This window comes from Thermosulfurimonas sp. (assembly GCF_015491435.1).
Lineage (GTDB): Bacteria > Desulfobacterota > Thermodesulfobacteria > Thermodesulfobacteriales > Thermodesulfobacteriaceae > Thermosulfurimonas_A.
Map to the genome: position 1 here is coordinate 1 of NZ_WFVX01000050.1, position 14899 is coordinate 14899.

The 14899-nt window shown below is 55.0% G+C and carries 10 protein-coding genes, 1 tRNA gene and 1 pseudogene; 11 read left to right on the forward strand and 1 reads right to left on the reverse strand.

All coding sequences use genetic code 11. The features are described from left to right. The 8 genes and pseudogenes from F8J34_RS02220 to F8J34_RS02250 form a co-directional block, all read left to right on the forward strand. Positions 1-454, forward strand: a 454-nt coding sequence (locus F8J34_RS02220) for a PTS sugar transporter subunit IIA (protein WP_297056109.1), incomplete at its 5' end; no start/stop codon positions are given. Further along, positions 444-1319, forward strand: a complete 876-nt coding sequence (rapZ, locus tag F8J34_RS02225) for an RNase adapter RapZ (protein WP_297056110.1) — start codon at positions 444-446, stop codon at positions 1317-1319. The genes F8J34_RS02220 and rapZ, both read left to right, overlap by 11 nt. Continuing rightward, positions 1316-1711 carry a PTS sugar transporter subunit IIA gene (locus F8J34_RS02230; protein ID WP_297056112.1) on the forward strand — a complete coding sequence of 132 codons (396 nt, stop codon included), beginning with the start codon at positions 1316-1318 and terminating at the stop codon, positions 1709-1711. Before rapZ ends, F8J34_RS02230 begins: the two co-directional genes overlap by 4 nt. Continuing rightward, a pseudogene (rimI, locus tag F8J34_RS09725) lies at positions 1712-2119 on the forward strand (ribosomal protein S18-alanine N-acetyltransferase); the annotation flags it as partial. 93 nt (positions 2120-2212) lie between these two features. Further along, positions 2213-3217: a type I glyceraldehyde-3-phosphate dehydrogenase gene (gene gap / locus F8J34_RS02235; RefSeq protein ID WP_363315398.1), complete on the forward strand. Its 1005-nt coding sequence runs from the start codon at positions 2213-2215 to the stop codon at positions 3215-3217. Between the two features lies 1 nt (position 3218). Next, entirely contained in the window at positions 3219-7364 is a 4146-nt protein-coding gene (locus F8J34_RS02240) for a PEP/pyruvate-binding domain-containing protein (protein ID WP_297056116.1), read from the forward strand. Positions 7365-7424: 60 nt separating this feature from the next. Continuing rightward, complete coding sequence (locus tag F8J34_RS02245; RefSeq protein ID WP_297056118.1) at positions 7425-8663, forward strand: glyceraldehyde 3-phosphate dehydrogenase NAD-binding domain-containing protein; 1239 nt, start codon at positions 7425-7427, stop codon at positions 8661-8663. 13 nt (positions 8664-8676) lie between these two features. Further along, positions 8677-9846 (forward strand): phosphoglycerate kinase, encoded by a 1170-nt coding sequence (locus F8J34_RS02250; protein ID WP_297056120.1) that lies wholly within the window; start codon positions 8677-8679, stop codon positions 9844-9846. 1 nt (position 9847) lies between these two features. On the opposite strand, the gene F8J34_RS02255 is transcribed toward F8J34_RS02250, so the two are convergent. Further along, on the reverse strand, positions 9848-11092 hold the full coding sequence (locus tag F8J34_RS02255) for a LuxR C-terminal-related transcriptional regulator (protein WP_297056122.1): 1245 nt from the start codon (positions 11090-11092) through the stop codon (positions 9848-9850). A gap of 764 nt (positions 11093-11856) precedes the next feature. On the opposite strand from F8J34_RS02255, the gene F8J34_RS02260 reads away from it, so the two are divergent. The 3 genes from F8J34_RS02260 to F8J34_RS02270 all read left to right on the forward strand — a co-directional run bounded on the left by F8J34_RS02260 (position 11857) and on the right by F8J34_RS02270 (position 14622). Further along, positions 11857-11929, forward strand: a tRNA-Lys gene (locus F8J34_RS02260). A gap of 231 nt (positions 11930-12160) precedes the next feature. After that, a complete protein-coding gene (locus F8J34_RS02265) occupies positions 12161-13612 on the forward strand; it encodes a GspE/PulE family protein (RefSeq protein ID WP_297056124.1) in 1452 nt (483 codons plus the stop codon). After that, positions 13609-14622, forward strand: coding sequence for a type II secretion system F family protein (locus F8J34_RS02270; protein WP_297056126.1), 1014 nt, complete (start codon positions 13609-13611; stop codon positions 14620-14622). Before F8J34_RS02265 ends, F8J34_RS02270 begins: the two co-directional genes overlap by 4 nt. Positions 14623-14899: the final 277 nt, after the last annotated feature.

Genomic DNA, 14899 nt, shown 5'->3' on the forward strand with positions numbered 1-14899 from the left:
ACTGAGTCACTTGCTCTGTACTCGGGGTATCCTCCCGGAGGTAAGCGCCCGGGACAAGTGGTCGTTTTTTCACGACCTGAGCCGAATCCTGGCCGAGGAGGTCGGTATCCCGGTCGAACGCATAGAGCAGGCTCTTACCGAACGCGAACGCCTGGGATCTACGGCGCTGGGGGAAGGGGTGGCCCTCCCCCATGCCCGTATTCCCCTTCTGCCGCGCCTTTACGTCAGTGTAGCCCGCTCTCCGGGAGGGATCGAGTTCGACAGCCCGGATGGCCAGCCGGTTTATCTCATCTTCACCGTTCTGGCCCCGGAGGAGGCCTGCGAGGCCTATCTGCGCTGTCTGTCCTACCTGGCCCGCCTGCTGAAATACGGCGAGTTCCGGGAGGCCCTTCTTTCCGCTCACAGTCGGGAGGAGATAATAGAAATAATTCAACGTTACGAACGTGAATTCTAAGGCCAAGCCCGAACTGGTGATCATTTCCGGGTTGTCCGGGTCCGGAAAGAGTACGGCCCTCAAGGCCTTTGAGGATCTGGGTTTTTTCTGCATCGATAATCTTCCGCCGGAACTTCTTCTGCCCCTCCTGGAGGTTCAGGAGCGCGCCGGGGTTTCCAGGGTGGCGGTGGTGATGGATGTACGCTCCGGCCTGGATCCGGAAAACTTCGAAAGATTATGGAACAGGCTTTCCGAGGAGGGTTATGCCTTCGAGGTCCTTTTTCTTACCGCCTCCCTGGAGGTACTCATCTATCGTTTCAGCCAGACCCGAAGGCCCCATCCTCTGGCCCGGGGGGTTTCCCTGCGCGAGGCCCTGGAGAAGGAAAACCAGATCCTGGCCCCTCTTCGGGAACGGGCCACCATGATCCTGGATACCTCCCGTTTCAACCTCTATCAATTAAGGGCGGAGATCCTGCGCCGCTACGGAGGCCGAAAGTCCCTTCGTCTTCCCACCGTGCACCTCCTTTCCTTCGGGTTCAAATACGGCCTGCCCCCTGAGGCCCACTTTGTGTTCGATATCCGTTTCCTGCCCAACCCCTATTTTGTGCCTGAATTGAGGCCATTTTCCGGTCGGGAAAGAAGGGTACAGGTCTATGTGCTGGATAATTCCCAGGGGCAGAAATTTCTGGAATATACGCGGGAGCTTTTAAATCTGGTCATTCCGTATTATGAAAAAGAAGGAAGGGCTTATGTGGTGGTGGCCGTGGGGTGTACCGGCGGGCGGCATCGATCCGTGGCAGTGGTGGAGGCCCTGGCCGAGATGCTGAAGGAAAGCGGCTATGAGGTATTGATTACCCATAGAGATCTGGAAAAGGAGAAAGTATGACCGGGATCCTGGTCCTGGCCCACGGGAATCTGGCTCACGAACTGGTCAAGGTGGCCGGATTCATCCTGGAGGAAGACGGGGTGGCCATCCCGGTGGATATTACCCCGGATGATCCTCCGGAAGACATCCGCAAACGCATCGAAGAGGCCATTTCCGCAGCCGATCAGGGTCAGGGGGTCTTGATCCTTACCGACCTTTTCGGGGGCACCCCTTCCAATCTGGGGCTGGCTTTTCTGCAGGAGGGGCAGGTGGAGGTGGTATGCGGGGTTAATCTTCCCATGCTCATCAAGGCCCTGCAGCATCGTGATCTCCCTCCCCGGGAACTGGCGGCTCTGGTGGCCGAGGCCGGGAGGAAGTCCATCGTCCGTTCTGCGGATTTCTTCGAGAATTGAATGAGATTCGTCCTCCGTTCGACCTGTCGCAAGGATCTTGCGGATCTCCTGCGGATAGAAAGGGTCTCTTTTTCTCGCCCCTGGAGTAAGGAACAGATCCTGCGGGAATTCGAGAAGCCGTACGCTCGGATGGTGGTAGCCGAGGCGGGAGGAAAGGTTCTGGGATACGGCTGCTTCTGGCTCATTGCCGACGAACTTCAGGTGGCCCGGATAGCGGTATCTCCGTCCTGGAGACGGAAGGGGCTCGGAGAGGCCCTCCTGCGGGAGGGGCTGCGCTGGGCCCGGACGAGGGGGGCTGTCAGGGCTACCCTGGAAGTGGAGGCAGGAAACGAAGCCGCCCTGGCCCTTTATGCCAAGTGGGGATTCCGGGTGGTGGGGGTACGGCCGGGGTTTTATTCCCCCGGGGATGCCCTGCTCATGGAGCGTTCCTTGACGGGGCCGGAAGAGATCTTACCATATATCCAGATTGGAGAAGAAAATCCACAAATAAGGGAGGATAAGATGGGAATCCGTATAGGTATTAATGGTTTTGGACGGATCGGGCGGGCGATTCTGCGGGCGGCTTATAAGTATCCTGAATTCAAGGATATCGAGATCGTGGCCATCAACGACCTCACGGATGCGGCTACCCTGGCCCATCTTTTGAAATATGATTCCGTATTCGGCATCTTTCCCCACGAGGTGCGGGCGGAGAATAATCAACTCTATGTGGACGGGCGGGAGATCCGGGTCTTCCAGGAAAGGGAACCCTCGGCCATTCCCTGGCGGGAGGTGGACGTGGAATATGTGGTGGAGTCCACCGGACGTTTTACCGATGCCAATCTGGCCCGGGGGCACTTCGAGGGGGGAGCCCGGCGGGTGATCATTACCGCTCCGGCCAAAAACGAGGATCTCACCGTGGTTATGGGGGTAAATGAATACGAATATGATCCCACCAAGCACCGGGTGGTTTCCAATGCCTCCTGCACCACCAACTGTCTGGCCCCGGTGCTTAAGGTTCTGCTGGATCGTTTCGGGATCAAACAGGCCCTGATGACCACGGTGCATGCCTATACCAACGATCAGCGTTTGCTGGATTTGCCCCACAAGGATCTCCGTCGGGCCCGGGCCGCGGCCCTGAACATGATTCCCACCAAAACCGGGGCCGCGGTGGCGGTAGGGCGGGTGATCCCGGAACTTCAGGGGAAGATCGATGGTATGGCCATCCGAGTTCCCACCCCGGATGTGTCCCTGGTGGATCTTACCGTGGTGGTGGAAAAGGAGACCACGGTTCCGGAGGTGAATCGGGCTTTCCAGGAGGCCCAGAGCCGTTATCTGCGCTATATCGAGGAGCCGCTGGTTTCCTGTGATCTTCTGGGCGATCCTCATTCCTCTATTGTAGATGGTCTATCCACCAAGGTGATCGAGGGGACCCTGGTCAAGGTGCTGGCCTGGTACGACAACGAATGGGGGTATTCCAACCGGGTTCTGGACTTAATCCTTTATATGCACTCCCGCGAGAGCTAAGATGCCGGCCTATACCTCCAAGGCCCTGCTGGCCAACCTGGCGGAGACCGCGGTTACGGATATCCGCCCGGACGAGCAGCATCTGGTTCTGGTGGAGGCGGTTGCGGGGTATCGGGGGCTGGAAAAGCAGGCCGAAGAGCTTTTGAAAGAGGCCTATCATCCCTACCGGAACCTGCGTCTGGTCCTCTCCGATTTACGTTCCTTTGCCCTGAAGAACCTGCGGATCATTGTAAATCATGCACAGGGCCCGAGGGCCCTGTGGGTGATTACGGATATATTCTTCTGGGGCTTTGGAGAGAAAAAGAAAGAATTCTGGGCTCAGTCCGGCGAGGGGCTGTTTTCGGTCCTGGAGAAGACCTTCGAGGTCCTGAAAGAAGAGGACTGGCCGCGCTACCTTCCGGTGTTCGAGGGGGTCTTTGAGGCCCTGGAAAGGCTCCCCGAGGAACACTGGGAGACCTTTCTCGAGAGTTATTATTCCTTCAAACGTCTGGCGGAAAAATATCTGCATCTTTCTCCCCTTCCTCCGCCCGAGGCCCTGAGGTCGCTGGTCCTCCGCTCTCTGGAGGCCACCTATCGCTTCTGGCTGAGGGCTCCGGATCCGGCCCGTTATTTTCCGCAGGTAAAGGCCTACCGGGAACTGGTGGAACCCATCTCCCATCGGACCCTGCGGAGATACCTGAAGGCCCTGGACCAGGATCCTTCCTGGTCGGAGTTGCTTGCCTTGCCCGATCATCTGGACCTTATCCGGAGTTTTCGAAGCATTCCGGCCCAGCTGGAGGCCCTTTCCAGTAAGAAAGAGGGGCCGGAGGATCTGAAGCTGCTTTTTCTTTTTAAGATGGCCGAACATCCGGCCCTGGCCCTTATTCACGAAGAGATCCTGCGGGAGATCAATCACAGCCTGGTTTCGCTTATCCGTTCCGAGACCCGGGAACATCTGGATAGCCTGGTGGTACGCACCTTTGAGCTCCTCAAGAAGAAGGTCCGGCTTTTTCCCTGGACGGCCCTCCAGTGCATCAAGAATCTGGGCTTTGAGATCCTGGACCGGGAAGATCCGCATCTGGCGGAAATATTCGTGGAAGAGGTGATTAAATTCGGTTTCCAGTACCCCGAGATCCAGGGGGTGGATCAGGAGTGGCATGTTATCTGTAATCCGGCCCATCTTCTCAATGTGCGGGTATGGCTGGAGATCTTCGAGCGCAATCCCAAGTGGTGTGTCACCCTCCTTTCGGCCCTTATTATCAACCTCACTCTGGCCGGAACCTGTATCCGGGATACGGATCTTTTCCAGAAGGACGTCTCCCGTTTGCTCAATGCGGATATAGCCCCGGTCTATAATCTGGTGCGTCAGTTCTGCCGGTTATTGCCCATTTATTTTAATGAGATCGGGGCCGAGGGTCGTCTGCGGGATGTTTCCACCGAGATCGACGAACTGCATCAGCGTAAGGATCCCCTTATCCACTTTCTGCGCAAACAGAGTCATGTGGAAAGTTCCAATCTGATTCTGGATTTTATCGCGGCTATATTTCGCTACTGGCTTACCCTGGACAAAAAACCCCTCAAACCCTTTATTCCCAAGGAGCTGTGGGAGGGGCTGGACCCCTCTGACCCCCTTACGAGCGAAGCACATCGGGCGGTAAGGCACCTTTTCGAGACCCTTAAGATCCGGGAAGCCGAGGAATTACTCCGGTTCTCCCCGGAGGAGATACAGGATATCCTCTCCCGGGCACCGGTCTCGGAAAAGGAGAAGCGCCGGGTTCAGCTCCTTTACGAGATGTACCGTCTGGAAAAACAGAAATACAGCTTATCTCCGGAGGACCTGCGGGAATACCTGGAGGAAGCGCGGCAGTGGGGCTTTGAGGGAATAGACGACCTCCTGGCCGGGCTTTCAGAGCCTCGTTTGGATAAACGTCTCAAAAAATTGCTGGATTATCTTCAATACTTAAAGGACAATATCATCCTTTCGCCGCAGAAGTTTGCTCCCCGGGAGGATATTTACCTCAAGCGTCACATTGCGGCGGACATTCCCTCCATGTACGGTCGCTATCACGAGAAGAAGTTCGACGCCCTGGGGCTTTCCTTTCGTCTGGAGAATCTGGCTCGCAACTGGTTCGAGGAGCTGGTGCAGAGTTTCGATTTTCCCTTCATTACCCGGGCCACTTTCTTTACCGTACTCAAGTATCTCAAGCTCTTCCGCCAGGGGCTGGCGGTGGAGGGGATAAGCTCCAAGAAATTCGATATCTATCTCCAGCTCCTGGAAAACTCCCTCAAGATGCGTTGTTTTACCTATACGCAGTATCTGGACATCTTCCGGGGGCTGCTCGAAGGGGTGCGCCACATCATCAAGACCTATTACATCAGTCCGCACGTGGAAAACCTGGGGATTATCCTGCGGCAGATGGGGCGCCGCAGGCTTCTGCCCCGCTATCGGCGGGGTACCTCCGGGCTGTCCGAGGGGGAATTCATCCACCGGGTTACGGAGACCTTTACCCGGGAGCTGGTGGCTTCCTCCTTCGTGCTTCAACCTCTGGACAATTTCGTCCTGCGAATCTATCAGACCCTGCTCAAGCAAAGGGAGCTTCTGGAACCGCGGGATCTGGATCTGCTTATGAGCTATGATCCGGATCGGGCTCTTTGCGACCTCTATCATCCCAATCCTCTGGCCAGGGACCTCATCCATCTGGGCAACAAGGCCTATAATCTCCTGCTGCTGGTGGAAGAGAAACTGCCGGTTCCGCCGGGTTTTGTTCTGACCACCGAGGTCTATCGTTGCTATCCGGTAATATCCAAGTATAGGCAGGCTTATCTGGATCTTATGGATCGGATCCGGGAAAGGGTCCATCTCCTGGAGGAGCGGGTAGGGCGCCGTTTCGGGTCCCCGGAAAACCCGCTTCTTCTTTCCGTGCGCAGCGGGGCTGCCATTTCTCTTCCGGGAATGATGTCCACCATCCTCAATCTGGGGCTCAATCCGGAGATAGTGGAGGGCCTGGCGGAAAAGACCGGGAACCTCTGGTTTGCCTGGGATACCTATCGTCGTTTCGTGCAGAGCTGGGCCATGGCCCATGGCCTGGAGCGGGAACTTTTTAACCAGCTGATGCGCTCACACAAACGGCTTTACGGAGTCAAGAAGAAGCGGGAATTCTCCGGTGAGGAGATGAAAGAGCTGGCCTTGCTTTATCGCAAAATGATCGAAAAATATGGTATCTCTCTGCCCGATGATCCCTGGGAACAGCTGGCCCGGGCGGTGGAACTGGTTTTTGCTTCCTGGGAGGCCAAGAAGGCCCGGGTTTATCGGGAGATCATGGGCATTTCCGAAGACTGGGGCACAGCGGTTATTGTACAGACCATGACCTTCGGCAACCTGGGAGTTCGTTCCGGCACCGGGGTGGTTTTTACCGCACCTCCCTACGGAAAGCTCTCTCGGCTGGCCCTTTGGGGAGATTATACCCCCGGCAATCAGGGGGAGGACATCGTTTCGGGGCTGGTAAATACCTATCCCATCTCCATCGAGCAGCGTAAAAGGGAGGGTCGTGAGGGGCCTTCTCTGGAAGAGGCCTTTCCCGAGATCTATCAGGCCCTTTTTGATATTGCTCAGCATCTGGTGTATGAAAAGAAATGGTCCCATCAGGAGATGGAATTCACCTTCGAGGGGCCGAGAAGGGAGGATCTCTATATCCTCCAGGTGCGGGACATGGTCACCCAGGAGGAACGTCCCCGGGTCCAGGTATTCGAGCATCCCGAGGAATTGAGCCGATACTTTCTGGGCAAGGGGATAGGAGTAGCCGGGGGAGCCCTTTCCGGGCGGGTGGTTTTTGATCTGGAGGATATCAGACGTATGCGTCAGGAGGATCCGGAGGCTCCGTTGATCCTCCTGCGTTACGATACCGTGCCGGACGATATTAAAGAAATCAGTCAGGCCGACGGGTTGCTTACGGCTCGGGGAGGACAGACCTCGCACGCAGCCATCGTGGCTTCGCGTCTGGGGAAGACCTGTGTGGTGGGGTGTGAGGTAATGGCTATCGACGAGGAAAACAAAAGGGCCCGCTTCAACGGGTACACCGTTCGGCTGGGAGACTGGATCAGCATTGATGGGTTGAAGGGAAATGTGTATCTGGGTAAACACCCGGTGAAGGAGGTGGTGGGTCCTTAAGATAGGGGGTATAAGGGCTCCGGAGCCCACCAAATATCTCAAAGAAGAAAGGAGGGGACAATGAAACTAGGCATTAACGGGCTAGGACGTATCGGGAAACTCACCCTTTGGCACCACGTGGCACGCAAATATTTCTCCGAAATCGTGGTCAACACTGGCCGGGAGGTGGGGCGCTCGCTGGAGGATCTGGCTTCCTATATCGAAAAAGACAGCACTTACGGCCACCTTTCCACCTATCTTCACGGATATCGAGGGGGGCGGGTCATTGAAAACCTCAACGACAAGGAAGGCACCATGACCATTGACGGGGTGCCGGTGAAGGTCCTGAGGGAGGCACGCAATCCCAAAGAAATCAAGTGGAAGGAGGAGGGGGTTCGCCTGGTAGTGGATACCACCGGGGTCTTTCGTGATCCCCAGGCCGAACCGGACGACCCCAAAGGGGCGCTGCGGGGACATCTGGCCGCCGGGGCGGAAAAGGTGATTCTTTCGGCCCCTTTCAAGCTCAAAGACAAGGAAAAGGGGTTTCCGGAGGATTCCGTTACCGTGGTTTATGGGATCAATACCGAAGACTATCGCCCGGAAAAACACCGAGTGATCTCGGCGGCTTCCTGCACCACTACCTGCCTTTCCTACATGGTAAAGCCTCTGCTGGATCATTTCGGGGCGGATCGCATCCTTTCCGCTTCTATGGTTACGGTACATGCGGTGACCAATTCCCAGTCCGTGCTGGATCGGCCTCCCAAGAGCGGGGCCAAGGATCTGCGCAAGACCCGGAGCATCTTCAACAACATTATTCTCACCACCACCGGAGCGGCCGAGGCCCTGGCTCTGGTTATTCCCGAAATGAAGCGTATCGGTTTCATGGCCGAAAGTGTGCGGGTGCCCACGGTTACCGGGAGTCTTATCGTCCTGGTGGTAAACCTCCAGGACGAGAGCCTGGAGAACCGGATTACCCGGGAGGTCATTAACGGTATCTATGAGAAGGCTGCTGAAGGCCCGTATAAACCCTATCTGGTATTTACCATGAAACAGAACGTTTCTACGGATATCATCGGCTATCCTCAGGCTGCGGCCATTATCGAGGGTGCGGAGACTCATACCCGTACCGCCCTGGCCCGGGTGGACCTTTCCAAGGCCTGCAAAGGGCTTTCGCCGGAGGAGGTAAAGGGGCTTTCCTGTGCCCATGTGGAGGTGCCGGTTACCCAGGCGGTGATTTACGGATGGTACGACAACGAATTCGGATCCTATGTAAATATGCTGGGGCATCTGACCGTCCATATTGCCGAAAAGATGCTTTAATAAGGAGGGGGGCATGCGTCGTATAGATCAACTGGAGGTTTCTGGAAAGAGGGTCCTGGTACGGGTGGACTATAACGTACCCCTGTCGGAAGGACGGGTGAGGGATGACACCCGGATTCGGGCCAGTCTTTCCACCCTGCGCTATCTCAAAGAAAAGGGGGCCAGGATAATTCTTTGTTCCCATCTCGGGCGTCCCAAAGGAGAGCGCAAGCCCGAGTTTTCGCTGCGTCCGGTGGGGGAAAGGCTTTCCGAATTGCTGGGGGAAGAGGTGCGGTTTGTGGAGGACTGTGTGGGGCCGGAGGTGGAAAAGGCGGTTTCGGAACTGGAACCCGGGCAGGTTTTGTTGCTGGAGAACTTGCGTTTTCACGCCGGAGAGACCAAAAATGATCCGGAGTTTGCGGCTTCTCTGGCGGCCCTGGCCGAGGTGTACGTAAACGATGCGTTTTCGGTGAGCCATCGGGCCCATGCCTCGGTAGTGGGAGTGCCGGAACGAATGAAGGAAAAGGCCGCGGGATTTCAGCTGGCCCGGGAGATAGATTACCTCTCCCAGGCCCTGGATGCTCCGGAACGTCCGCTGGTGGCGGTTATAGGCGGGGCCAAGATCTCCGGAAAGATAGAGGTGTTGCGTAATCTCCTGCGCCGGGTGGACAAGTTGCTCATCGGAGGGGCCATGGCCAATACCTTTCTTACAGCCGAGGGGTTTTCTCTGGGGCGTTCCCTGGTGGACGAAAGCGAGATCGAACTGGCCCGGGAGATACTGCTGGCTTCTGGAGAGCGCGGGGTCAAGGTCTATCTGCCTGTGGATCTGGTGGTAGCCGAGGACGAAAAAGCGGAGGGGGGAGAGGAGGTTCCGGTGGAGGCTGTCCCGGCGGACAAAGCGGCCTACGATATAGGAGAGGAAACCCTGATCCTTTTTGCGGAGGCCCTTTCTGGAGCCGGGACAATTATCTGGAACGGTCCGATGGGTCTTTTTGAGAACCCGGCCTTCGCTTATGGCACGGTGGGTCTGGCGCGGGCCATAGCTGCGGAGAACGCCCTGACTCTGGCCGGAGGCGGTGATACCCTGGCGGCTATTAAACGGGCGGGGGTGGCTCGCGCTTTCTCCTATCTTTCCACCGGTGGAGGGGCCTTTCTGGAGTTTCTGGAGGGCAAAAAACTCCCTGGTATAGCTGCATTGGAATAGCCTACGGGGAGGGGTGGTCTTCCGGGGCCACCCCTCCTGCGCGGGCCAGTTTGCGCAGGAGTTCGGCCTTGGACGAAACTCCGAGCTTGCGATAGATGCGCTGAAGGTAGGTTTTTACCGAAGATTCGGAAAGGTGAAGCAGAGAAGCGATTTCTCGGATGGCTTTACCGGAAACGGCCAGTTTAAGGATTTCCCATTCCCGATAGGAAAAAATCTCACGCGGGGCCCCCAGGCTACGACATACTTCGGCCAGATGGGTTTCCTGCTCTTCAGGGGGTGATGGAGAATCGGGGGCGCTGGAGATACTTTCAGAGGATTTGCGACTAAGGGTGCTTTGTACAAAATAAAAGAGGATGAGACCTATTCCCAGCACCAGATTTCCGCCTGTACACATAAAAAGGGGCCATCTTTGTGCGTAAAGAAGGGGTAGTCCTACTGTAGGACCGGCGAGCATGCATCCGGCACCGAGACCGAAGCGCCGGATTACGTCTCGTCCTTGAAGAAAAAGTCCCAGGCAGAAGATATCCATGAAACCGGCTGCAGCCTGTACGGCGTACATGGCCAGATTGCTGGTAAGGCGATTAAAGTCATGTAGAAAGGCCACCGCAAAGACCCCCATTCCCACTCCGATGGCCAGCGGGTAATCTCGCTTTTGGTGAAAGAGTAAAGCAGCCAGAAGGACGGCCCCCAGATAGAAAAAGAGTTCGAGGCCCTGGAAATAGGAAAACCGGACGTAAAAGGGCATGAGACATACATAGAAGGTACCGATAAGGAGATAAAAGATAAAAATAAAAGGCAGGTAAGCTAGGAGGTCGCGGAGGGGTTCTTTTTGTTGCGGATGGAAGGGGGCGGGAATTTGAGCCAGGAGCAGGAGGCCCAGAAAGGGGAAAAGTATTTTCTGGGGCGGGTCTATCCAGAGAAAGAGAGCCAGGAATATATTTCCCAGGGCCAGGCCCCGGGCTGCGGCCATCACCGGATGGGAGCAGGAGCGCAGCAGACAACCTATTCTGATCGCCAGAAGGGCCGAGGTGAGGCCCAAAAGGAGGAGAAAGATGTTCTGGAGAGGGCCGAGGAAGGGATAGATAGCGGTAACCAGGGTGGTAATTATCCCGGCCGTGAGAGAGACCCGGGAGAAATTTATGCGGTATCCCAGGAGGCCGAAAAGGAAAAGCCCCAGGGTGTGGGGAAGCAGGAACCAGGGAAAACTTTGGGGCCCGTTCAGGCGGAGAAAAAAGTAGCCCTGCAAGGGAAAGGCGAAGAGCCAGCAGTCGTAAGCGGCGATGGAGAGTATGGGCCAGAGGTCCCGTCTTCCCGGAGTCGTTTTTCTTCACCCCCTGAGATAGAGGCCTAGACTACAAAAAGACTACAAAAGGACTACAAAGTCGTCAACCGAAAAGACGACAAATTTTGAACATGGACTACATTTTGCCGACTTGCCTTCTGGAAAAAATTTCTTTAAGGTGAAATATTCCAGCGCGTTGAGGTTAACGGGGAGGTGTTTGAAGGTTTTTTGGGGTAGAGAGGGTAGAACGATGAGCGGGGCTTCCCCGGCCTTATTCCGGGTTGGGTTTTTGTTCAAAAATTTCGATCTTATTTAGTGTTCTACGCTAAACCGGTCCTTATGCACCTCTTTGAGATCCGGGAGTTGGAGATTTCTCTGGGCTAATTTTCGTAATATTCGGAATTATGGTTCCCGGAAAGGGGCCGGATTTTGCTTGACTTAGGGAAGGGTTGAAGTTAACTTACCTAAGCGTTTGATTCCGGCTTAAGGGTGCGGTGGAATGTCCAGGTCAGATACGTCTTATAACGGGAAGGGTGGAGGCAGGCGCTTAAGCGGGGAGGAGGAAGCTATTCTTAGAGCCACCAAGGAGATAGTCATCAAGTTTATTGAGATGGGGCGGTGTTCCCCGGCCTCCTTCGAAGAGGTTTTTAGTCTGGTATATCGGACGATAAAAAAAACCCTGAATAATTCTTGACAGGTTTGGGGGGTAAAGTTACCTTTAACCTGGTGGGCCGGTAACTCAGCTGGCAGAGTACTGGCCTTTTAAGCCAGGAGTCGCAGGTTCGAATCCTGCCCGGCCCACTTAGAGAGCTAATCTCTTCGGCTTTTCCCTTCCTTTTATCCTTAAGCGGTATCTTCCTCGATCATAGGGGCCTTAAAGGCGATTTTGTGAGCGACCAGGGGCGTTCGGTATGCTAAAATACCCGGTAAAAAGGGTTGCTAAATGAAGCCTTGGGGCGCGAAGTAAACCGGGCGGTGTTTCTAGGACCCGAGGCCCGGTGTATTGTCTGGAGAGATCCGGAAGGGTAGGGCATGGCGGAGGGTTCGGTTTTTAGTGCGGCTTATTTTCAGAAACGCCGGGTGATTCTCGATTGGGAAGGGGGTGAGCCCTGCCTTTATTTTACGGAGCATACTCCGGAAGAAGTTCTAGAGGAGGTGAGGTTCCTTCTTCAGAGGCCGGTTCGATTTTGTAAAATCAGTCCGGAGGAATTTTCAGAAAGGCTCGGGCGTTTGCTTTCGGAAGGATCCGAGGTCAGCCTTTCGGAAGAGGGAGGGGAAGGAGAAAGACAGCGCACCCTTGATCTTCTTCACCAGTACTCCGAGGCCCCGGTAGTTAACCTCATAAACCTGGCCCTCATTCGGGCCTCTCGGGCGGGAGCTTCGGATATCCACTTTGATCCCGGGGAAAAGGAGGCACTCATCCGTTTGCGCCTGGACGGGGTGCTTCATGAATATCGCCGCTTCCCCATGCAACTTTATCCTCAGGTGGTAGCCCGCATAAAAGTCATGGCCAACCTGAACGTGGCGGAAAAACTGGTTCCCCAGGACGGGCGCATGCGTATAAGGATAGGGGAGCGGGAGCTTGATATCCGGGTTTCGGTGCTTCCTACCATTTTTGGAGAACGTGTGGTTCTCAGGCTTCTGGAACAGAGTAATCGACTGCTTACGCTGGGGGAACTGGGGTTATCCGAAGAAGATTACCACAAACTGGAACGTCTGGCCCGGAAACCTTACGGGCTGGTGCTGGCCACCGGTCCTACAGGGGCGGGGAAATCCACCACCCTTTATGCCATGTTGCTTCTGGTGCGGGAACTCTATCCTTACAAAAATATCATCACCATTGAGGATCCGGTGGAATACCAAATAAACGGAATCGGTCAGGTGCAGGTCAACCCCAAGGTGGGGCTTACTTTTGCTACGGGGCTGCGCTCCATCCTGCGCCAGGATCCGGACGTTATCCTGGTGGGCGAGATCCGGGATACCGAAACCGCGGAGATTGCCGTGCATGCGGCCCTTACCGGCCATCTGGTGCTCTCCACCCTTCATACCAACGATGCCCCCACCGCCATAACCCGCCTGGTGGACATGGGTATTGAGCCTTATCTCATAGCTTCTTCGCTGGAAGGAGTCATTGCTCAACGCCTGGTTCGAAGGATATGTCCCCACTGTCGCGAGCCCTATCCTCCAGCACCGGAAGAATTAAAGGCCCTGGGTCTTCCGGAAAATTCCGAGGTTGAATTCTACCGGGGCCGAGGGTGCGAAGAGTGTCTGGGCACGGGCTATAGGGGGCGAATCGGTATTTTCGAAGTGCTTGAACTGGATGAAAAGTTGAAGAATCTGATTTTAACTACCCCTAATGCCACAGAAATCCGAAACGAGGCCCTGAAAAGGAACTTTAAGACCTTGCGACAGGATGCCCTGGAGAAGGTTCTCGCCGGTCTTACTACCTCCTCGGAATTGCTGGCAGTTACGGAGAAAGAATGAGGTCCTCCGGTTCTCACCTCCTTTTGAAGGAACTTTCTGTACTTCTTAAGAGCGGTCTTCCCTTGCCCAGGGCCCTGGAACTCCTTTCGCGCCGGAAATCAGAGGACTCTCGGAGAATCCTGGAAGTTAAAAAAAGAATAGAAAGTGGCGAGGATCTGGTGCAGGCCTTTCGAGGAAGTAACCTTTTCCCGGAATTTGTCTGCGAAATGTTGATTGCGGCCCAAACCGGAGAAAATCTGGAGAAAATTTTCTCCAGGGCTTCGGATCTTCTGGCCCGTATGGAAGAATTTGGAGCCCGGGTTACCGGGTCTCTGATTTATCCTGCCTTGGTCATAGGATTCAGTATCCTCTCGGTAATCGTGATTCTGGAATTTATCGTTCCCCAACTGAGGAAGATCCTTCTTAGTTTCGGAAGAGATTTGCCTTTTTTCACCAGAGTTCTTCTCTGGGGGGCTAAATTTCTGTGGTGGTTTCTTTTGCTGGGGCTTCCGGTGGGGCTGCTTTTGGGAGTAGGATGGGTTAAGAAAAGGGGTTGGCGCGAGCTCCATCGATTCATCCTGAAAATACCGGTGGCAGGGACTCTCTGGCTTTACTTTGACCTTTCCAGGTGGAGTTATACCACCGCCCTTCTTCTTGAATCCGGAGTGGTCCTTCCCCGGGCCGTGGCTACCGGGAGCAACAGTTGCCAGAACTTTTATGTAAGAGAATCCCTAGGGGAAGTTATTAAGTATCTGGAGGAAGGCCAAACCCTTAGCGGACATCTCCGGAGGTACGGATTCGTACCGGAATTTCTCTCCGAACTGGTAGCCATCGGGGAGGAAACCGGAACCCTTCCGGAAATGTTGCATAATGCCTCCGAGATCCTGATAAGGGAGGCAGACTATATTATTGAACGAACTTTGAAATGGCTTGAGCCCCTCACCATCCTTATTATAGGCCTGGTGGTAGCTTACATAGTGATTTCGGTTATCTTACCTATCATGGAAATTTCCTCCGCTGTGAAGTTATGAAATTAAGAGTTAAGACTTATTATTTTTTTATTTTTATTCTAGTATTTTTCTTGGGATGTACTTCACGATCCCGGGTACCTCTTTCCCGGAGTCCTAGCGGGGTGCAATATATTCAGTTTGGTTCGTGGATTTTAATAAAGGATATTCAAGAGGGGGCTCTCCGCATTGAGGGGGCAGGAAGGGTGGAGAAGGTATCCAGGGGGTGGTTGATCAAGCCCGAAAAAGAATGCCTGAGGGTATTTACAAAGGACGGTTCGAAGCGCCTCTGTCTAAAGTC

Bases quoted from the DNA above. Each gene is read 5' to 3' on its own strand.
- F8J34_RS02230 (WP_297056112.1), top strand. From the start codon at position 1,316: ATGACCGGGATCCTGGTCCTGGCCCACGGGAATCTGGCTCACGAACTG.
- gap (WP_363315398.1), top strand. From the start codon at position 2,213: ATGGGAATCCGTATAGGTATTAATGGTTTTGGACGGATCGGGCGGGCG.
- F8J34_RS02240 (WP_297056116.1), top strand. From the start codon at position 3,219: ATGCCGGCCTATACCTCCAAGGCCCTGCTGGCCAACCTGGCGGAGACC.
- F8J34_RS02245 (WP_297056118.1), top strand. From the start codon at position 7,425: ATGAAACTAGGCATTAACGGGCTAGGACGTATCGGGAAACTCACCCTT.
- F8J34_RS02250 (WP_297056120.1), top strand. From the start codon at position 8,677: ATGCGTCGTATAGATCAACTGGAGGTTTCTGGAAAGAGGGTCCTGGTA.
- F8J34_RS02265 (WP_297056124.1), top strand. From the start codon at position 12,161: ATGGCGGAGGGTTCGGTTTTTAGTGCGGCTTATTTTCAGAAACGCCGG.
- F8J34_RS02270 (WP_297056126.1), top strand. From the start codon at position 13,609: ATGAGGTCCTCCGGTTCTCACCTCCTTTTGAAGGAACTTTCTGTACTT.